Source organism: Flavobacterium sp. RNTU_13 (assembly GCF_046614455.1).
Taxonomy (GTDB): Bacteria; Bacteroidota; Bacteroidia; order Flavobacteriales; family Flavobacteriaceae; genus Flavobacterium.
Map to the genome: position 1 here is coordinate 710,797 of NZ_JBKJHB010000001.1, position 20,276 is coordinate 731,072.

The window sequence follows — 20,276 nt, forward strand, 5'->3', positions numbered from 1 at the left end:
ACTTAAAGCATAATCAGGTAATCTATTACCAGTCTTTTTCAGGCTGTACCTGCTGGCCCCTTACTTTTTTGCCGTTCTTTACCTTATCCTGAACTTTCTTTTCTTCATTGTTCATAGCGTCAAGAAGTCGCTGCATCTGGTCGCGGTTAGGGCTGGCTTTAGTAGGCTCAGGCTGTCCTTTGTCCTGTTTGTCTTTGCCATCGCCATTGTTTTTATCCTTGTTATCGCCTTTATTATTGTTGTTGTCTTCTTTATCCTTGCCTTTGTCTTTATCCTTGTCCTTATCTTTATTATCGCCTTTATTAGGATCCTGGTTTTTGTCCTTATCCTTACCGCCTTTATCTTTTTGATTTTTATCCTTGTTGTCTTTATTATCATTTTTCTTAGGCGGTGGCGGAGGATTGTTTTTCAGCATCTCCTTGGCAAGGGCATAATTGTATCTTGTTTTTTCGTCTGAAGGATTATTTCTCAACGCATTTTTATAAGCCTCTACAGCTTTATCATATTGTTTTAATTCCATAAGGGCATTGCCCATATTGTGAAACGCCTGATATTTCTCCTGCTTGGTTTTAGCATTTTCTATGGCCCTGCTATAGGCAAATGCAGCCTCAGCAGGTTTTTTCTCCCTGTATATGGCATTACCCAAGTTATAGGACGGAATAGACTGTGTAGGGTTGTTACTGCCCGAAATACGGTATTGTGCCTCAGCTTCCGGGTAGTTTTTTGCCTGGTACTCGTCGTTACCTTTTGGCAGATTTTTATCTTTAATTTCCTTTTCTGGTTGCTTATCCTGCGAAAAAGCCACAACGGCACAAAGCAGCAGGCATACTGTAAGTACTCTTTTCATTATTCTTTTTCGTTAAACAGGTTAAGTTTTGTAATCCACGATGTTTTGCGGTCCAGTAAAAATATATCCAGGAACAACAGCAGTAATGCTGCGCCAAGGAACCACTGGAACTGCGACTCGTACAGGGCTACTTCTTTTGATTCAAACTCTTTTTTCTCTATGTTTTCCAATGCTTTTTTTACATAATCGGTAACCTCGCGAGTTGTACCTCCGTATACGTAACCGCCTTTGGTACGTTCGGCTATGGTTTTAAGCGCATCAGGATAAAGTTTTGTAATTACCGTTTCGCCGGCATTATCTTTCTTATAACCTTCTATACGGCCGTTGTTTTTTAGCGGTATGGGTCCACCTTTTTCGGTACCTACACCCACGGTAAGTATTTTTATGCCCTTTTTCTCAGCTTCTTCAGCAGCGGCTTCACTGTCTTCGCCATGGTCTTCACCATCTGAAACCAGTATGAGTAACTTACTCGTCTGCGGATCATCATAATACGTAGAAGCTAAATGTATGGCATCGGCAATGGCTGTACCCTGGCTCGAAACCATATCGGTATTCATGCTTTGCAGGAACATTTTTGCTACACTGTAGTCTGTAGTAATGGGCAGCACCGGGTAAGCGCTACCGGCATAACCAATAATCCCTATGCGGTCTGTACCCAGGCTATTAATTATTTGCGATACAATTTGCTTTGATTTCTCCAGCCTACTGGGTGCCACATCTTCGGCAAGCATACTCTTACTTACGTCTATGGCAAATACTATGTCTACCCCCTCGCGTTTTACCTTTTCGGTGCGGGTGCCTATTTTTGGGTTAACTAATGCCAATACTATACCCGCTATGGCAAGCGCCACAAAGGCAAGCTTTAGCGCAGGTTTAAATACTGAACTTTCGGCACTTAGTTTTTTTACCAGCTGCAGGTTACCAAACTCGCGCTGTTTTCTGCGTTTCCACCAAAGGTTAAACAAAAACAGCAGCACCAGCAGCGGAATCACTGCCAGCAGGTATAAATATTTTGGTTCTTCTAACTCGTACATAATTAAATAAAGCTTCGGTAAAGTGTTTTACGCGCAAATGCCTCGGCTAAAAGCAATCCAAAGGCAGCCCACACCCACGGGCGGAACTTTTCGTCGTAGTTATAAAACTTCTGTTCTTCAATTTCGGTTTTCTCCAGCTTATTTATCTGGTCGTAAATGGATTTAAGCTTGCTGTTGCTGGTAGCCCTGAAATAGGTTCCGTCTGTTTTCTTAGCAATCTCTTTCATAAGCCCTTCATCTATCTGCACAGGAGCCATTTGATACAGTAGTTTACCACTCTCATCTTTAGCATACGGCATCATGGCCTGCCCGTTTGTACCAATACCTATGGTATATACCTTAATGCCGTACTCTTTAGCCATATCTGACGCCATGCGCGGATCTATAAAACCTGAATTGTTTACACCATCTGTAAGCAATATAATGATGCGGCTCTTTGCCTTGCTGTCTTTTAGCCTGTTTATGGCAGTAGCAAGCCCCACACCTATACCGGTACCGTCTTCCATAACCTGGTCGTCGTACTGTATAGACCTGATAGCCTCCTTAACAAGTTCCTTGTCGCTCGTTACAGGGATTTTAGTATAGCTTTGGCCGGCATACACCACCAGCCCTATACGATCGTTAGGGCGATTGTCTACAAAATCTTCGGCCACACGTTTAAGGCCCTCAAGGCGGTTTGGCTTAAAGTCTTTAGCCAGCATACTACCCGAAACGTCTACCGCCATAACTATGTCTATACCCATACTGGTACGGGTTTTACTGTTTACATCTACCGTGCGCGGACGTGCCATGGCTACAATCATAAACGACAGCGCCATTAGCCTAAGCGCAAACAATACAGGCTTTAGCTTTGCAAGCCATGATGGCGATGCTTTAAAACCGTTTACAGAACTTATGGTAAGCGAAGCCGTTTGCTGCTTACGTTTCCAGATGTACCAGCCTATGGCAAACGGAAATGCCGCAAACAACCAGAAGAAACCGGGGTTTAAAAATGTTACTTCGTTCATATTAATGTTGCTGTTGCGGATTCAGGTTCTTCATTTCTATCGAATTCTTTACGCGCTCTATGATTTTAGGGGCATATTCATCGCCTTCCTTATACAGCAGTATTACCTGCTGAAGGCCCTGCTCCTGCCCAAAAGCATATACATCATAATGTACCGGTATGCTTTGCTTGGTTATAGGATCAGGATAACCCATGGTACCATAGGCACGCTTACCGTTAACACCGTCAGGGGTACGGTATTCTTCATCTTTAACCAGTATGTCTTTAGCACCGGTAGCTTCCCAGTTTTTAATTATGCCGTCTATGGCAGTACCCAGGTCTAATTCTTTAGGCTCTTTAAGGTTAAGCGTGGCCACGGCTATGTACAGGTTTCCAAACGGCTTACCATCGCCAAACATGGCCATGTCTTTAAACAGCGCGTAGCTGTCTTTAGGCATTATAGCGGCCGCGTCTAAACGCTCAAGTACATGGGGCGTTTCTATAGTTATACCCGGCACACCATATTCGCTTTTTACCCACTGCCCTTCGAGCATCTCCTTTGTAGTTTCACCATAAAGCATGGTCCTTACGGCAGTAAACGAAAAGTAAAACGCCAGTAAAAACACTGCTACAGACGCGGCGGCAATAATCAGGTTGCGCTTTCTTCGTTTACGTTTTGCTTCCTCCAGCTTACGTTTTGCCTCAAGCCACGCCTGGGTAGTATCTTCTTCCGGCTGATTTACCGGTATGCTGCGGTCTATAACTACAATGGTAGTTTCTATGCGGCTGCGGTCTTGTGCGATTTCAAATTCCAGCGGCTTAGACTTGGCAAATTTTACCATGTCTGCCGTACGCAGCACTTGCTCCAGCTGCTCAAAAGTTTCCTGTTTCAGGAGCATTTTGCGCTTTTGGGTAGCATTATGCATGGCCTCTATAAGCTCTGTGGTAGTGCTTTCCATAGCCGGTATGTGTATGGCCTCTTCTATATACATACGGGCTATATCGGCCAGTTCGCTGTAATATTCTTTTACTGCACCCTGTTTTATAAGCTCTTTACGCTCCAGGTTTTGAAGCAGTTCTGTAGCCTTTTCTATAGGCGACACTACACGTTCATCGGCTTTTTTCTTAGCGGGCTGCTTTTTGCGCTTGGTTACATACCACCAAATGCCATACGCCAGTACACCTGATAAAACCAGTGCCCCCAACAGCCACCACACCCAGCCATTACTTGATGGTTGTGAAGCTACCGGCTTAATATCGAACATTTTTTGTTTAAGGGTGTCTACCTTAACATTACTTACCTCCAGGGAAAGCGAATCAGACTGAAGGGTTTTATTGTTAATAACCACCGGAAGGCGCGGTATTACATACCGGCCACTATCAAACTGGGTAAGGCCGTATTTTTTTATCAGCTCATACGTGCTGCCTTTCTTTACCGTATCTATCGGGTACGACTCCAGTACCTCGAGCTGGCCGAATAACTTTCCTTCCGGAAAGTTTACCTTATCCTTGCTCTTTACCGTAGCCTTAATGGTAAAATTTGCCTGCGCCCCCACTTTTATTTTGGCAGAGTCTATGCTGGTAGCAAGCGGATTTTGCGCAAAGAGCACAAACCCGGTTAACAAGGCCAGCATGGCGCATATATTCTTAAACATTGTTACTTTCATGCTTTCACCTGCTTATGCCCGGGCTTTAAAGTAGCCCAGCAACTTGGTTACATACGATTCATCTGTACGGGTACTTACCACACCGGCCCCGCATCGGTTAAAGGTTTCCTGAAAATATTTCAGCTTTGCCTGATAGTATTTCTCATATTCCAGCCGCACCTTTTTGCTTCCGGTATTAACCAGCAGCGTTTCACCGGTTTCGGCATCGGTCATTTGTACCAGCCCCAGGTCTGGCATTTTTTCTTCACGGGCATCGTAAACACGTACGCCGGTAATATCATGTTTTTTAGAAGCTAGTTTAAGCGTATGCTCATAGCCATCTGCCATAAAATCAGATATAAGAAATACGATGGCCCGCTTTTTAAGCACGCCCGAAAGAAACTTAAGCGCCTGTCCCACATCGGTCTTCCTGCTCTTTGGCTGAAACTCTATCAGTTCCCTGATGATGCGCAGCACGTGGCTTTTTCCTTTTTTTGGCGGAATGTAAAGCTCAATCTGGTCTGAGAACAGGATCAGGCCTATTTTATCGTTGTTTTGCGTAGCCGAAAACGCCATAGTGGCTGCAATCTCTGTTACGATATCCCGCTTAAAAGCGTTTTGTGTACCAAAGCTTTCGCTGCCGCTAACATCGGCCATGAGCATCATGGTAAGCTCACGCTCTTCCTCAAAAACCTTTATATACGGCTCGTTGTATCGAGCAGTTACATTCCAGTCTATATTACGCACATCATCGCCAAACTGGTACTGGCGTACCTCGGCAAACGTCATACCCCTGCCTTTAAACGACGAGTGGTACTCCCCCGAAAAAATGTGGTTACTGAGCCGCCTGGTCTTTATCTCAATCTTGCGGACCTTTTTTAATATATCTTTTGTATCCATTTTACAGTTTAAAGTTTAAGGTTTCAGGTTTCAAGTTACCACTCAGGCGCACCGCTCCGGTCAACAACCTGACACGAGACGTTAGCGAACTGGCGAAGCAAACTTTAAACTTTAAACCTGAAACGGCCTTCGGCCTACGGAACCTCTATCTCGTTAACGATTTTGTTGATGATGTCCATAGAGGTAATGTTCTCTGCTTCTGCTTCGTAAGTAACTCCTATACGGTGGCGTAGCACATCGTGCACCACAGCGCGAACATCTTCAGGGATTACATACCCACGGCGTTTAATAAACGCATAACATTTAGCCGCATTTGCCAGGTTGATACTACCCCTTGGCGACGAACCAAAACTGATTAGAGGCTTAAGGTTCCCTAATTTATATTGCTCCGGATAACGGGTAGCGAATATAATATCAAGGATATATTTTTCTATCTTCTCATCCATGTACACCTCCCTAACGGCTTGCTGCGCACGCAGGATTTGGTCTACCGTAACCACAGGGCTTACTTTTTCGTAAGAACCTTTAAGGTTTTGGCGGATAACAAGGCGCTCGTCTTCCAGCTTAGGGTAGTCTATTACTGCCTTTAACATAAAACGGTCTACCTGCGCCTCGGGCAGCGGATAGGTACCTTCCTGCTCTACCGGGTTCATGGTAGCCATAACAAGGAACGGTTTTTCCAGCCTAAAGGTTTCTTCGCCAATGGTTACCTGCTTTTCCTGCATGGCTTCCAGTAGTGCCGACTGTACTTTGGCCGGGGCACGGTTAATCTCGTCTGCCAGTACAAAGTTGGCAAATATAGGACCCTTTTTTATAGAGAATTCATTTTGCTTAATGTTGTATATAAGGGTACCCACCACATCGGCAGGAAGCAAATCAGGCGTAAACTGTATACGGCTAAAACTACCCTGCACCGCCTGGCTAAGTGTATTAATAGCCAAGGTTTTAGCAAGTCCCGGAACACCCTCAAGCAGTATATGGCCCTGGCCAAGCAAGCCTATTAAAAGGCGCTCTATCATGTACTTTTGCCCTACTATAACCTTGTTCATCTCCATCATAAGAAGATCTACAAAGGCGCTTTCCCTTTCTATTTTTTCATTAATCGCCCTGATGTCCAGAGCTGCAGAATTTCCTTCCATAATTTATGTTCGTTGTTTAAGGAGTGTAAATTAACAAATGCTTTTTTAACACCGCAAATTCATTGCCGAATTTATTGAGATTATGCTTCTTATGCTGTTAATATGTTGTTAACGGGTTTTATAGTTGAACTAAACTACTGAAAAACTTATAATTAACACAGCATACAAATGCTTCAGAAACTGACAATGAAGCTACAGCCCAATTATGAACGTAACTAATACAGATAAAGTATATACGTGTTAAATATGGCATTATGGTTCATGGAGAATTTTTTACTAACAAACTTAAATTAACAATAAAAACCCATGAACCATAAGGTAATTTTACAGTGAATTTTTACAAAAAATACAACCGAATTTTAAGTAATTTTGCCTTGTAAAATTCTGCACAACGCGTAATATATGGAAATTAAGCTTTCGCCTGTAATAGCAGGCGTTATGAACTGGGGCGACTGGCACGCAAAATTTAACCCCACACAAACCGCCGAACTTATAAACCACTGTGTAAGCAATGGCATAACAACCTTTGACCATGCTGATATTTACGGAGGCTATACCACCGAGGCTGATTTTGGTAAGGGTTTTGCGCAAAGCGGTCTAAAACGTGAAGATATACAGCTTATAAGTAAATGTGGCATACAGCATACGCTGGGGAACCGTAACAATGCTGTAAAACATTACGATTATAGTAAAGAGTATATAATCTGGAGCGCAGAAAATTCGCTTAAATTTCTACAGACCGATTATCTGGATGTGTTGCTGCTGCACCGCCCAAGCCCCTTAATGCACCCTGACGAAATTGCCGAAGCAGTAACAAAGCTGAAACAGGAGGGTAAGATTAAAGCCTTTGGCCTTAGCAACTTTACGAATAGCCAAACCGATCTTATACGCACACGCACTGAGGTTTTTTGCAACCAGATAGAATTTTCTGCTACAGCGCTACAACCCATGCTAAACGGATCTCTTGATTACATGATGGTTAACAACATAAAACCCCTTGCATGGAGCCCTGTGGGGAGCGTATTTAAAGAAAACACCGCCCAAACACAACGCTTAAGAAAGCTGCTTTCGGGATTTGCTGAAAAATATGGCGTAACCGAAGATGTAATTCTTTTCGCGTGGATTATGCAGCACCCTGCGGGTATTATACCGGTATCTGGCTCTACCAGCGCAGAGCGGCTGAAAAATCAAATGAAGGCTACAACCGTAAAGCTGGAACTTATGGACTGGTTTGCAATATGGACAGAAAGTACCGGCCATAAAGTACCTTAAGCAAAACACCTCCTTTACACCCAAAACACAGAACATTACAACACACGATATGAAAAAAACAGTACTAATAACCGGAGCTACCAGCGGAATAGGCCGTGCGACAGCACGTTTACTGGCACAAAACGGGTACCGCCTTGTGATATGCGGACGCAGGGAAGACCGCCTTGCTGAACTTCAGGATGAGTTTGCCGAACTTACCGATGTGCAAACCCTGAACTTTGACGTAAGGAATAAAAAAGCGGTGGCAAAGGCCATAAAATCACTACCTGCCGATTTTTTAAATATTGATGTTTTAATTAACAACGCGGGTAATGCCCACGGGCTGGACCCCATAGAAAATGGCGATGTAGACGACTGGGATGCGATGATAGACATTAACGTAAAGGGACTGCTGTACGTAAGTAAAGAAATCATACCCGGTATGGTAGCGCGCAAAAGCGGGCACATAATAAACATAGGCTCTATAGCCGGAAAAGAAGTATACCAAAACGGTAATATTTACTGCGCTACAAAACACGCGGTAGACGCCATAAACCAGGGTATGCGCATGGACCTTAATCAATATGGCATACGCGTAGGTGCCATAAACCCCGGAATGGTAGATACTGAGTTTAGCGAAGTACGTTTTAAAGGCGACCGCGAGCGTGCAGAAAATGTTTACAAAGGCCTGGAGCCGCTACACGCCGAAGACATAGCCGATATTATACACTTTGTAATATCGCGCCCTTATCATGTAAACATAGCCGATTTACTGGTATTACCTACCGCCCAGGCGAGTGCTACTATTGTAAACAAAAAAATATAATGTACTGACTGCAGTACATATAAAACCAAAACGACCTGTTATTGCTAACAGGTCGTTTTGTATATAAAAGTTGGTTGGCCTAAATTATATCGACGATTCTTTAATCGCTTCTTTAATGCGCAGTTCAAGCTCCTCGGCAAGTTCCGGGTTATCTTTAAGCAATGCTTTAACAGCATCCCTACCCTGGCCCAGCTTGGTATCGCCGTAGCTAAACCATGAACCTGATTTCTTAACGATTTCAAACTCCACCGCAAGATCCAGGATTTCGCCGGTTTTACTTACGCCTTCGCCATACATAATGTCGAATTCAGCTGTTTTAAACGGCGGTGCTACCTTGTTTTTAACCACTTTTACCTTAGTGCGGTTACCAATCACGTTGTCGCCATCTTTAATTTGCGACGACTTACGGATATCTAACCTTACCGAAGCATAAAACTTAAGCGCGTTACCTCCGGTTGTAGTTTCCGGGTTACCAAACATTACCCCAATCTTCTCACGAAGCTGGTTAATGAAGAACACCGTACAGTTGGTTTTATTAATGGTAGCCGTTAGCTTACGAAGTGCCTGGCTCATAAGGCGTGCGTGCAGACCCATTTTAGAGTCGCCCATTTCACCTTCAATCTCGCTTTTAGGTGTAAGTGCCGCAACCGAGTCGATAACCACAATATCTATGGCTCCAGAACGGATAAGGTTTTCGGCAATTTCCAATGCCTGCTCACCGTTATCCGGCTGCGATATGATAAGGTTTTCTACATCTACACCCAGTTTTACCGCATAATGACGGTCAAACGCGTGTTCTGCATCTATAAACGCTGCAATACCCCCTGCTTTTTGCGCCTCTGCAATGGCGTGTAATGTAAGGGTGGTTTTACCCGATGATTCCGGACCGTAAATTTCTATGATCCTGCCGCGTGGGTAACCGTTTACACCCAGTGCAAGGTCTACCCCAAGCGAACCCGATGGTATGGCTTCTACTTCCTCTACCGCCTGGTCGCCCAGTTTCATTACGGTACCTTTACCGTAGGCTTTATCTAATTTATCCAGCGTAAGCTGTAATGCTTTTAGTTTTGCTTCTCTTTCTCCACTCATTTTGCTTTGATATATTTTGAGTAAAATTAGTTGTTTTTTCCTTCTGCAATATTAAGAATATTTTCTTAGTTACAAAATTATTTTCTTATTTATTTTTATTTACCATATTGCCTTAACGCCCTATTAAACTTTTGAATCATTCTCCGCCTTAAATGTACCGGCTGAATTACTCTTAACGAATCGCCAAACCCAAGCAGTAATCGTTCCAGTTCGTAATTAAACTGCACACAAATTTTAAACACGGTTCCTCCGTCTTTTTCTTCCACCACCACCTGCGAATGATGAAAAGGCTTGGTTTTTACGTAAGGTGCATTAAGTTTGTCTACAAAGAAGATTATATTTCGCCCTCTTTGCCGCTCCGAAACCGTAACGCCTATTACTTCCCTGAAAAAGTTGTCAGGGTCTATATTCTTATCTTCATAAGGCTCATTTTCAACGACATTAATTTGTTCCATACGATCCAGAGCCAGGTTAACAATTTTACCCTGCTTGGTACAAAACAGAAACCAACGGTTGTTATACTCCTTTAAAAACTGCGGATGTACTATAAACTGGTTAAAATCTAACGCCGAGAAACTCTTGTACGTAATGTTTAACACCTTTTTATTTAAAATGCTCTGGTATAAAACGTCAATATGTTCCAGCCCTTTCAATTGATTGTTCTTATCGAGATGAATTATTGATTTCTCCTGTACGGCGTGAATGGAGTTTTCCAGCTTTTGCAGCACACCATTCATTTCTGCAAACATCGAAAAATCTTTAAACTGCTTCAGAATCTGTATGGCATTGTTCATTGCCTTTAAATCGTTCTCATTAACAGATATGTTATGGATGCTATATTCAGGGTCGCTGTAACGGTAATACTTTTTCTCGTAAACCTCAATCGGCGCTTCATAGCCAAACTTTTCACTGCGCATATTTTGCAAATCGGCCTGTACCGTGCGTTTGCTCACATAGGCTTCCTTTCCTTCAAACTCAAACAACGCTTCCGAACATTCGTGGATAAGATCGTCCAAGGTATACTTTTTAAACCGGTTACTAAGGCACTTATCAAGCGTTTTGTAGCGTATCAGCGCATTTTTGTTCGACGACATTTCTTTTTTTTTATAAAACTACTAAAATTATTTCAACTGCGCAGATACATTGCGCAGTTAGTATATTCCTTTGCATCAGAAAAATAATAAAGACCATGAAAACAGTTAGCGGAAATGAACTGATTGCTTTAGGTTACAGACCGGGAAAATGGTTTGCCGAAGCACTGGAGCACATCCACCAGAACAATTTAAATGAAGAAGAAATGCAGGCTTATTTGGAGCAGTTTAAATCGCCCGATTCATTACCACTAAATACAGAGCCGCAAGAATTTGTAATTAACATACGGGCAGAGCACGAAAGCGAAGCCGACAACGTAGAAAAAGTAATAAGCACCATGAACGTGCTTATGAAAACTCCTACGCTAGTTAAAGGTGCCATAATGCCCGATGCCTGCCCTACCGGGCCCGAAGGCCATATACCTGTGGGTGGGGTGGTAGTAGCAAAAAACGCCATTCACCCGGGATTTCACAGTGCAGATATTTGCTGCTCTGTAATGCTTACCGATTTTGGAAAAGTTGAACCCAAAACCGTTTTAGATGCAGCACATGCGGCTACGCATTTCGGTTACGGCGGAAGGCCACGGGGAGAACAAATGCCAATGTCGCAGGAATTGATGGATGCTTTTAGGGAAAACCAATTCCTTAACGATGAAAAACTAATAAGCATAGCACGATCTCATATGGGAACCCAAGGCGATGGAAACCACTTTTTGTTTGTGGGTATCTCTAAAAATACCGGAAACACTATGCTTGTAACACACCACGGCTCCAGAGCACCAGGAGCTATGCTATACGATAAAGGAATGAAAACCGCTAACCGTTTCAGGATGGAGCTTTCTCCTGATACACTTAAGGAAAATGCGTGGATTCCGTTTGAAACCGAAGAAGGTAAACAATACTGGGAAGCATTGCAGTTAATCAGGAACTGGACCAAGGAAAACCACGAATCCATTCATAACGCAATCTTGAAAAGCCTTGATGTTGAGAAACAAGACAGATATTGGAACGAACATAACTTTGTATTCAGGGATGGTGATTTGTTTTACCATGCAAAAGGGGCAACGCCACTGGACGATAAATTTTTGCCGGATATTACAGGACCGAGGTTAATTCCCCTGAATATGGCAGAGCCTGTATTAATTGTTCAGGGAACAACAAACGACAGAAATTTAGGTTTTGCCCCTCACGGAGCAGGTAGAAACTTCAGCAGAACGTTTCATAAAAAATCGTTGGCACATAAAACCACTGAGGAAATTTTCAGCGAAGAAACACAAGGTTTAGACATCAGGTTTTTTAGCAATGAAATTGACATTTCTGAATTGCCAAGTGCCTACAAAAATGCTAAAAACGTTAGGGCACAAATTGAGGAATACAATCTTTGCGAAGTGCTGGACGAGGTGATGCCCTACGGCTGCATTATGGCAGGTGATGTGCAGAAAAACGCGCCTTGGAAAAACAAGAAAAAGAAGTTCAGAGCCAAAAGCTAAATGATTTACAAATAACTACTTAACACACCAACCAACAAACTTCCTGACTTTTCAGGAAAATTATTACCTTTGCTGCGGTTCCGCCAATAGGAGCCGCAGTATTTTTTATTTTCTCAACTTAAACTGTGATAGCATGCAACTGTATAACACTTTAAGCGCCGAGGAAAGGGCCGCACTTATAGAAGAAAGCGGCAAGCAGCGCCTTACGCTGTCTTTCTACGCGTACGCACACATTGAAGATCCTAAAGCTTTTCGCGACAGCCTTTTTGTAACCTGGAACAAACTCGATGTTTTGGGCCGTATTTACGTGGCTACCGAAGGTATTAACGCCCAGCTTTCGCTTCCGGCAGATAACTTCTACGCGTTTAAAGACCACCTGGACACCATTCCTTTTCTTAAAGACATCCGCCTTAATGTGGCTGTGGAGCAGGACGACCTTTCGTTCCTGAAACTGACCATTAAGGTGCGTAACAAAATTGTTGCCGACGGGCTTGACGACGCTACGTTTGACGTTACCAACAAAGGCGTGCACCTTGGCGCCAAGGACTTTAACCAGATGCTGGAAGACCCTAACACCATTGTGGTAGACTTCCGTAACCACTACGAAAGCGAAGTGGGTCATTTTAAAGGCGCGATTACGCCCGATGTGGAAACCTTCCGCGAGTCGCTGCCCATTATTGAGGAGCAACTACAGGATTATAAAGAAGACAAAAACCTGCTTATGTACTGCACCGGAGGTATACGCTGCGAAAAGGCTTCGGCGTTCTTTAGGCACAAAGGGTTTAAAAACGTGTACCAGCTTGAGGGGGGTATTATAGAATACACCCGCCAGGTGAAGGCAGAAAACCTTGAAAGCAAGTTTATTGGTAAAAACTTTGTATTTGACGGCCGCCTTGGCGAACGCATTACAGAGGATATTATTTCGCAATGTCACCAGTGCGGTAAGCCGTGCGACAACCACACTAATTGTGCTAACGAAGCCTGTCACCTGCTGTTTATTCAGTGCGATGATTGTAAGGCATCTATGCAAAACACTTGTTCTACCGAATGCCTTGAGGTAATCCAGCTGCCGGTAGAGGAACAAAAGGCACTGCGCCGTGGTGTTAATAAAGGTAACATGATTTTCAAAAAAGGGAAGTCAGACAAGCTTAGCTTTAAAAAGAGTGGCGAACTGCCCGATGTGGCCATAGCCACTGCACCTAAACCGGTACGCGCACGTATTCGCAAAACGCTTATTGGTAAAGGTGAGCATTACTACCCTAAAGCCGGCGTAGGACAGTTTACCATAGAGCAGGGTGAACTGAAAGCGGGTGATAAAATCATCATTTCAGGCCCTACAACAGGCGAACAGCAACTCACCGTAGAGAATATGCGTGTAAACGGAAATGAGGGCGCTACAGCCACCGCAGGCGACAAGGTGACGTTTAACCTGCCGTTCCGTGTGCGTTTGTCTGACAAACTATACAGGGTACTACAATAATATACATTCATTACTACCATAAAAAAAAGCTCCTAACGGGAGCTTTTTTTTATGGCTTATATATTTTCTTTTACTTGGCTATCCACTGTGTAGGGTTAAGGTCTTTTGTATTTTGCATCACTCGGAACTTAAGTACTGGCCGGCCTTCGGGGTCATCCCCTACAACACCTATACGCTGGTTTATCGAAACTTTGTCACCGGGACTAACCGTTACATTCTCAATATTTACATAAACCGTAAGATAGTTACCATGACGTATAATTACCATCTTTTGACTGTTCCTCATATTCTCAACATTACTTACTTCTCCACCAAATACAGCCCGCACCGGCGCACCTGATTCCGTTGTAATATCTATACCATGGTTGTAAACCTCCACGTTATCTATGTAGGGGTGCTGGTGTCTGCCAAAACCAGACGAAATAAAGCCTTTTTCTACCGGCCATGGCAGCCTTCCCTTATTTGCCGTAAAGTTATCTGATACTATTTTACCCTCTTTAGTCAACACAATTTTATTGGTTTCAGAGGCCCGGGTACTCTTGGTTGCCTTTTCAGCAGCGGCGGTGGTTTCTTTAGACTCTGTTGCAGTTTTTTTGGCTGTTTTGCGGTTAGCCTCGGCTATGGCAGCGCGAATAATACGATCTATTTTGCGGTCTATGTTACGGCTTTCTTTTTCTTTAGCCCTGATTTCTGCCGCATATTTCTTTTTGTCTTTGCGTATGGACTGCACCAGTTGTTCTTGCTGCTCTTTATCTTTCTCAAGCTGGGATTTTTCTTTTACGCTCTCTACAAGTAGTTTTTCTTTTTTCTGCTTCTGTACACCCAGTTGCTCCAGCCGGTTTTCTACCTCATCCATCTTACTGCGGATTTCATCTCCCTGCACTTTAGTAAACCCGGCGTACTGCTTCATGTACTGCACCCTTTTATAGGCTTCCAGGAAGTTTTTAGAAGAAAGCACAAACATTATACGGCTTTGCTGAGATCTGCTCTTATACGCCTTTAAAAGCATTTTAGCATAATCTTCTTTAAGTACTTTAAGTTCGCGGTTTAGTTTATTAATGGCTATCTGGTTCAGGTAAATATCATCGGTAAGCAGCCTGGTTTGTTTTTGGGTATTGCGTATCAGCTTTTCGCTAAGATTAATACGGGCTTCGTTCTCGGTAAGTTTGCCAAGCACTGATTTTTCTTTAGAGCTTTCGTCTTTAATAAGGCTGTTAAGCGCTTTAATCTCCTTTTGGAGTTCGGCTTTACGTGCCTCCAGCTTGCGCTGCTGCTCACCGCCCTGGGCAAGTGCGGCAACGCACGAACCGATAAGAAAAAGTGTTAGCAAAAGTTGTTTCATACCCACGGTGCTTATTCGATGGTTATTTCTTTTGAATTTTCCGGAATTTCAAACGGAAACGTCAATTTTTCGTCAAAGGTAACAGAATTATACTTTATATCAATTTTTACTTTATCGGCCTGTTCTGCCAAAATACCTACAGATGCTGGCAAACTAGCTTGCGGGTACTGGTTATAAGCAGGGTATTGTATGGTAAGGCTACGCGGGTCAAGACCGTTTTGGTCTACCTGCTGCTGTATTAAAAGGTATTTAGACCCTTCAAACAAAAACTGTTTTAGCAGATTGCCGTCTTTACCGGTTAGCTTATACTGTCCGTTATCTGCAGTGGCGGCGTATTTACCTTTGTTAAGGTCGTATATCGCTTCGCCCAACAACAGATTTTGTACTTTTTTAAAATCAAGGTCGGTTCCCAGCCAGCGGCTAAGCAATTTATAATCTCCCTTAAAAAACGTGCCGTTTAGTTTTTCGTAATAACTCACTTCACTGGGCGTGATTAATGCCTTTGCTACAGTAAAACCAAGGTAACGCACACTTACCAGTATGGTTTCATCTTTTTTCATACGGATATCTGCCGAAACATTCTGCGTTTGGTTTTTATCCTCGTATCGCGCATCTGCCTTAATAAGCAGGGTACTGAAATTATGCGGATTAGCATAATGTGCAGTGGCTATTTCGCGCGCCGGTTTATCTGCATCTACCGTAACGGTTTCTGCAGGGGTTGTAACATCGGTTTGTGCTACCACGGCCTGTTTTGGTTTACAAGATACCAGCAATAGTGCCATGCTTAAAACCGATATAAAGCCTTTTTTCATTTCCTTTTTCATAAGCAATTCATTTTAGCCTTTGCCCAATGCTTTCTTTGCAAGGTCCAGCTGTTGTTTAAATTTGGCCGAAAGTGCCGCATCATCTACAATAAAATCCATGCCAGACTCCAGCCATTCTTTTGCCTTACCGTACTGTTGCAGTTTATTTGCTGCAAAGCCGGCATAATAGTAAAGCTGCGGCTGAGTAGGGTATAAATCAAGATACTTTGTAGCCAGCTTATACATTTTATCGTACTGTGCACTCTCTGCGTAGGTAAACAAAAGCAGGTCTACCGCTTCGGTATCGTCATCTTTATTTACCAATGCTTTTTCAAAATAACGAATAGCTTCTGAGAAGTTCTTCTTATTAAAGAAAAATTTACCAATTTCTTTCGGTACATTCACCGTACGGTCACCGCCAAATGCATCTACCGCTTTTTCAAGAGCCGGTAAATAGGCGGTGTTATTGCTCGCATAGATTAAAAACTCGTTTAATACGCGGTGCTTTATCTTAGCATCTATTTTACGGCTGCCTATAACCTGCATCATATTTTGTGTAGCCTGTGCAGGGTCATTATTATTCAGGTTAAATTTAAACAGGCTCACCTGCGCCCAGTCGCTTGTAGGCACAGCTTTTTCCAGCCTGCGTGCCACTTCTTCGGCCTTAGCCTCCTGATTACTTTCGCTATACAGGTAAATCAGGTCTATGTAGTTATCCTCATTTTTAGGATTCTTTTTTATAGCCTCCTCCAGCGCTTCGCGCTTTGGTTTAGCCTCTCCCCTTCCCGCCAGGATTTCCAGTTTATAGCGCTCACGCTTTTCACTCATCCCTACCGTTTGCTCCATTTCGTTTATCAGGGTAAGTGCCTTGTCATACTGCTGTGTGTACATGTATAACGAAACCAAATCTTCCTGATAGTATTCCTTGCGCCATTCGGTAAGTTTTACAACTATAGGTATGGCGCGGTTAAAGTCTTTCTGTTCGTAATAAACATCATACAGCCCCTGCCAATACCAGCGGTTCTTAGGATCTATTTCAGTAGCCTTTTTAAACGCTTTTTCGGCCTCGGCATAGTTTTTTAACCACAGGTAATTTTTGCCCAACTCATGATACGCTACCGCGCTGTTTGGCTCTTTAGCAAGGCATTTTTGCAGTGCCACTATAGCCTTATCATAATTTTCCATCCCTTTTTGCTTCAGGGCCTCAAAGAAATTATTTTCAAAATCGTTGTTTGCCAATGCTATTTCTTCAGGCTCCTGCTGGGCAAAAGCACCTACAGGCCCCAATAGGGAGCCTGCAAGCATTATACCACAAAAAAGGCTTTTTATCTTCATTATGCTACTATTCTAAAACACTATAGTCGCCTATGCTTACGGCGGTAAAATGTCCGTTAAACACCGCATGGTTCCCTATCATGGCGTTATCCAGGTTAGCGTCTTTTATTTTAGTATTAGTTTGAATCAGGCTGTTTTTAATGTTACTGTCGGCAACCATGGTATTATCCCCTATAGACACATTAGGGCCTATGGTACTGTTTCTAAGCACTACCCCTTCCCCTATGTAGCATGGAGGGATTATAGTACTGTCTTCCAGTACTACACTTGGCGAAACCAGGTTTACCCCATCCTGATGTAAAAAGTTAAGCATACGGCTGTTTGTTTCTACCGTAACGTCTTTGTTACCGCAATCCATCCAGTGCTCTACCTTACCCGGAACAAATTTCATGCCTTTCTGCTTCATGTTCTCTAAGGCATCGGTAAGCTGGTACTCTCCGCCTTTCATTACATCGTTATCCAAAAGGTATTGTAACTCGCTGCGTAGTGTTTCGCCACTCTTAAAATAGTAAATACCAATTATAGCGAGGTCGCTTACAAACTCCTTCGGTTTCTCCACAAAATCAACAATCTGGTTATTGTCGTTTAGCTGTACAACGCCAAAGGCACTCGGGTCGTCTACACGCTGTACCCATATAACGCTGTCTGCTGTGGTATCAAGGGTAAAATCAGCGCGAAACAACGTATCGGCATACGCCACTACAACCGGGCCGCTCATACTTTCCTTTGCACTCATAATAGCGTGGGCTGTACCCAGTGGCTTATCCTGGTAATAAATAGAACCTTTTGCGCCAAGCTTTTCGGCTATAGCTATAAGTTCTAATGGCACTTTGTCTCCAAAATCACGGTGTATTATAAAGGCAATTTCTTCTATTTCCTGATTAAGCACCGCCGCTATATCTTCTACCAAACGGTGTACTATTGGCTTTCCTGCTATGGGTATAAGTGGCTTTGGTACAGTAAGTGTATGTGGGCGAAGGCGCGATCCGCGGCCCGCCATAGGTACAATAATCTTCATCCTCTTTTTGTTCGTCTATTGTGTATATTTTTAATCTTACTTAACTTTTTAGAAAAGATTGATTAGCTAAAAAACTAGTTTGTGGGCACATTATTTTGTTCCGGTACTTCCAAAACCTCCGGCACCACGGCTGGTATCTGAAAGTTCGGCAGCATCCTGCCATTCGGCGCGCTCATGTTTTGCTATAACGAGCTGCGCTATGCGTTCGCCATTTTCTATCGTAAACGGCTGGTTTGATAAATTTACTAAAATTACGCCTACTTCGCCCCGGTAATCTGCGTCAATCGTCCCGGGGCTGTTTAGTACCGTAATACCGAATTTGGCCGCAAGGCCACTACGTGGGCGTACCTGTGCCTCATAACCTACAGGAAGCTCTATGAAAAGGCCTGTTTTTATAATAGCGCGCTCTAACGGGTTTAATACAACGGGCGACTCTAATACAGCCCGCATGTCCATACCGGCGCTGGCTATGGTTTCATAATTTGGCAGGGCATGGCCCGACTTATTAATAACTTTTATAATAACAGACATATACTGATTTTATTTTTTAACGAGTTTAAGAAGTGTGTGTTTTTCGTTTCGGTAAACGAAAAATATAAATCCAAGAAGTGCCACTACTCCGAATACATAGGTATGGCGAAGAACAGGAACGTAAAATGATATCCCGGAAAGCACAACAGCCAGTGCCATATAGGTACCCATGGTTTTTACGTCGTATGGTATGGGGTAATATTTGGCTCCTATTACGTAGGAAACGAGCATCATGGTACCGTATGCAGACAGCGTGGCAATAGCAGAGCCCATGTAACCCCAAACGGGTATAAGGGCAATATTAAACAGAATGGTAATAATGGCACCAATGCCCGAAATATAGGCACCCATTTTTGTACGGTCGGCAAGTTTGTACCAAACCGATAGATTGGTGTAAATACCCAGGCAAAGGTTAGCAAGCACAATTACAGGAACAATCTTCATACCTTCCCAATAGGAAGCTGTTGGCACAATGACATACTTCAGTACATCTGCAAATACCACCACACCAAGCAGAATTACAGAGCCCAGTATTACAAAGTATTTTGTAATTGTGGCATAGGTTTGCCTAGCGTTATCCTTACTAGCATGGCTAAAGAAAAAAGGCTCTATACCCAGCCTGAACGCCGTAGTAAAAAGCGTCATGAACAACGCCAGCTTATAACATGCAGAATACTTTGCAATATCATCTTTAGCAACGTGCATGTAAGAAAGTAACGGCCTGTCGAATACCTCGTTTATGGCAAATGCTATACCTGCAAACATAACCGGGATAGAATAATTCATCATCCGCTTCCAGAGCGTTTTATTAAAATGCCATGATATTTTAAAGTAATGCGGTATAAGCAGCAGCAGGGCAAAAAGGCTGGAAATCACGTTAGCCACAAAAACATAGCCTACCTGAAAATCGCGTGTAAATAAATCGTCCCAAATACTACCGGGATGTGCATTGGCAAGTTTTGGCAAGAATAATAAAAAGAAGAAATTTAGCAGCACATTACAGCATACGCTGCCTATTTTAACAACGGAGTAATATAGCGGGCGACTATCGGCACGAAGTTTAGAAAACGGTGCTATGGTAAGCGCATCCAGTACTAACACCCATACAATGTATGGCATGTATTCTACGTCTGTTTTCAACGCCCAGGCAAAGCTTCCCCTAAAAACCAGCCCCAATACCAGGAACGCCAGCGATGACCAAAACAAAGAGATTGTTGTGGTACTTACCACGTCTTTTTTATCTTCAGTATTGTAGAACCTGAAAAAACTGGTTTCCATACCGTACGATAAGATAACATTGAAAAAAACCAGCCATGAAAAGTTAATAGAAACCTGCGCAAACTTTTCCATATCCATAACGCCGGGCATTACGTATAAAGGATTAAGTATAAAGCTGAATAATCTGGGTACCACGGTGGCAATACCGTATATAGCCGTATCTTTTAAAAGTTTTTTGTGCAGGCTCAATG

Annotated in this window: 18 protein-coding genes; 4 read left to right on the forward strand and 14 right to left on the reverse strand. The window is 43.1% G+C overall.

Annotated features, from left to right (window positions below; translation table 11 throughout):
- Nucleotides 1–25 precede the first annotated feature (25 nt).
- The 6 genes from ACLI08_RS03180 to ACLI08_RS03205 all read right to left on the reverse strand — a co-directional run bounded on the left by ACLI08_RS03180 (nucleotide 26) and on the right by ACLI08_RS03205 (nucleotide 6,551).
- A complete protein-coding gene (locus ACLI08_RS03180) occupies nucleotides 26–847 on the reverse strand; it encodes a tetratricopeptide repeat protein (protein ID WP_411427007.1) in 822 nt (273 codons plus the stop codon).
- Nucleotides 847–1,881 (reverse strand): vWA domain-containing protein, encoded by a 1,035-nt coding sequence (locus ACLI08_RS03185; protein WP_411427008.1) that lies wholly within the window; start codon nucleotides 1,879–1,881, stop codon nucleotides 847–849. Before ACLI08_RS03185 ends, ACLI08_RS03180 begins: the two co-directional genes overlap by 1 nt.
- Before the next feature lie 2 nt (nucleotides 1,882–1,883).
- Nucleotides 1,884–2,888 (reverse strand): vWA domain-containing protein, encoded by a 1,005-nt coding sequence (locus tag ACLI08_RS03190; RefSeq protein WP_411427009.1) that lies wholly within the window; start codon nucleotides 2,886–2,888, stop codon nucleotides 1,884–1,886.
- A gap of 1 nt (nucleotide 2,889) precedes the next feature.
- Nucleotides 2,890–4,533, reverse strand: coding sequence for a hypothetical protein (locus ACLI08_RS03195; RefSeq protein ID WP_411427010.1), 1,644 nt, complete (start codon nucleotides 4,531–4,533; stop codon nucleotides 2,890–2,892).
- Between the two features lie 12 nt (nucleotides 4,534–4,545).
- Nucleotides 4,546–5,412, reverse strand: a complete 867-nt coding sequence (locus tag ACLI08_RS03200) for a DUF58 domain-containing protein (protein ID WP_411427011.1) — start codon at nucleotides 5,410–5,412, stop codon at nucleotides 4,546–4,548.
- A gap of 134 nt (nucleotides 5,413–5,546) precedes the next feature.
- Complete coding sequence (locus tag ACLI08_RS03205; protein ID WP_411427012.1) at nucleotides 5,547–6,551, reverse strand: AAA family ATPase; 1,005 nt, start codon at nucleotides 6,549–6,551, stop codon at nucleotides 5,547–5,549.
- A gap of 402 nt (nucleotides 6,552–6,953) precedes the next feature.
- Here ACLI08_RS03205 and ACLI08_RS03210 point away from each other — a divergent pair, with 402 nt between their 5' ends.
- Together ACLI08_RS03210 and ACLI08_RS03215 are read left to right on the forward strand one after the other, a co-directional pair.
- A complete protein-coding gene (locus tag ACLI08_RS03210) occupies nucleotides 6,954–7,823 on the forward strand; it encodes an aldo/keto reductase family oxidoreductase (protein WP_411427013.1) in 870 nt (289 codons plus the stop codon).
- Nucleotides 7,824–7,872: 49 nt separating this feature from the next.
- Complete coding sequence (locus ACLI08_RS03215; RefSeq protein ID WP_411427014.1) at nucleotides 7,873–8,628, forward strand: SDR family NAD(P)-dependent oxidoreductase; 756 nt, start codon at nucleotides 7,873–7,875, stop codon at nucleotides 8,626–8,628.
- Nucleotides 8,629–8,712: 84 nt separating this feature from the next.
- On the opposite strand, the gene recA is transcribed toward ACLI08_RS03215, so the two are convergent.
- Nucleotides 8,713–9,717: a recombinase RecA gene (gene recA, locus ACLI08_RS03220; RefSeq protein WP_411427015.1), complete on the reverse strand. Its 1,005-nt coding sequence runs from the start codon at nucleotides 9,715–9,717 to the stop codon at nucleotides 8,713–8,715.
- Nucleotides 9,718–9,812: 95 nt separating this feature from the next.
- Nucleotides 9,813–10,811, reverse strand: a complete 999-nt coding sequence (locus tag ACLI08_RS03225; RefSeq protein ID WP_411427016.1) for a helix-turn-helix transcriptional regulator — start codon at nucleotides 10,809–10,811, stop codon at nucleotides 9,813–9,815.
- Between the two features lie 95 nt (nucleotides 10,812–10,906).
- Between ACLI08_RS03225 and ACLI08_RS03230 the strand changes: the two genes are divergently transcribed.
- Together ACLI08_RS03230 and ACLI08_RS03235 are read left to right on the forward strand one after the other, a co-directional pair.
- The gene (locus ACLI08_RS03230) at nucleotides 10,907–12,298 is read left to right on the forward strand and encodes an RtcB family protein (protein ID WP_411427017.1); all 1,392 of its coding nucleotides are present in this window, start codon (nucleotides 10,907–10,909) and stop codon (nucleotides 12,296–12,298) included.
- Nucleotides 12,299–12,431: 133 nt separating this feature from the next.
- The gene (locus tag ACLI08_RS03235; RefSeq protein WP_411427018.1) at nucleotides 12,432–13,778 is read left to right on the forward strand and encodes a rhodanese-related sulfurtransferase; all 1,347 of its coding nucleotides are present in this window, start codon (nucleotides 12,432–12,434) and stop codon (nucleotides 13,776–13,778) included.
- 70 nt (nucleotides 13,779–13,848) lie between these two features.
- Here ACLI08_RS03235 and ACLI08_RS03240 read toward each other — a convergent pair whose 3' ends face one another.
- From ACLI08_RS03240 to ACLI08_RS03265, 6 genes are all read right to left on the reverse strand, one after another.
- Nucleotides 13,849–15,120: a murein hydrolase activator EnvC family protein gene (locus ACLI08_RS03240; protein WP_411427019.1), complete on the reverse strand. Its 1,272-nt coding sequence runs from the start codon at nucleotides 15,118–15,120 to the stop codon at nucleotides 13,849–13,851.
- 11 nt (nucleotides 15,121–15,131) lie between these two features.
- A complete protein-coding gene (locus tag ACLI08_RS03245; protein ID WP_411427020.1) occupies nucleotides 15,132–15,944 on the reverse strand; it encodes a DUF4292 domain-containing protein in 813 nt (270 codons plus the stop codon).
- A gap of 12 nt (nucleotides 15,945–15,956) precedes the next feature.
- The gene (locus ACLI08_RS03250) at nucleotides 15,957–17,258 is read right to left on the reverse strand and encodes a tetratricopeptide repeat protein (RefSeq protein WP_411427021.1); all 1,302 of its coding nucleotides are present in this window, start codon (nucleotides 17,256–17,258) and stop codon (nucleotides 15,957–15,959) included.
- Nucleotides 17,259–17,265: 7 nt separating this feature from the next.
- The gene (locus ACLI08_RS03255; RefSeq protein ID WP_411427022.1) at nucleotides 17,266–18,276 is read right to left on the reverse strand and encodes a sugar phosphate nucleotidyltransferase; all 1,011 of its coding nucleotides are present in this window, start codon (nucleotides 18,274–18,276) and stop codon (nucleotides 17,266–17,268) included.
- A gap of 90 nt (nucleotides 18,277–18,366) precedes the next feature.
- Nucleotides 18,367–18,807 (reverse strand): dUTP diphosphatase, encoded by a 441-nt coding sequence (dut, locus tag ACLI08_RS03260; RefSeq protein WP_411427023.1) that lies wholly within the window; start codon nucleotides 18,805–18,807, stop codon nucleotides 18,367–18,369.
- A 9-nt stretch (nucleotides 18,808–18,816) separates the two neighbouring features.
- The gene (locus ACLI08_RS03265) at nucleotides 18,817–20,274 is read right to left on the reverse strand and encodes a polysaccharide biosynthesis C-terminal domain-containing protein (RefSeq protein ID WP_411427024.1); all 1,458 of its coding nucleotides are present in this window, start codon (nucleotides 20,272–20,274) and stop codon (nucleotides 18,817–18,819) included.
- Nucleotides 20,275–20,276 lie beyond the last annotated feature (2 nt).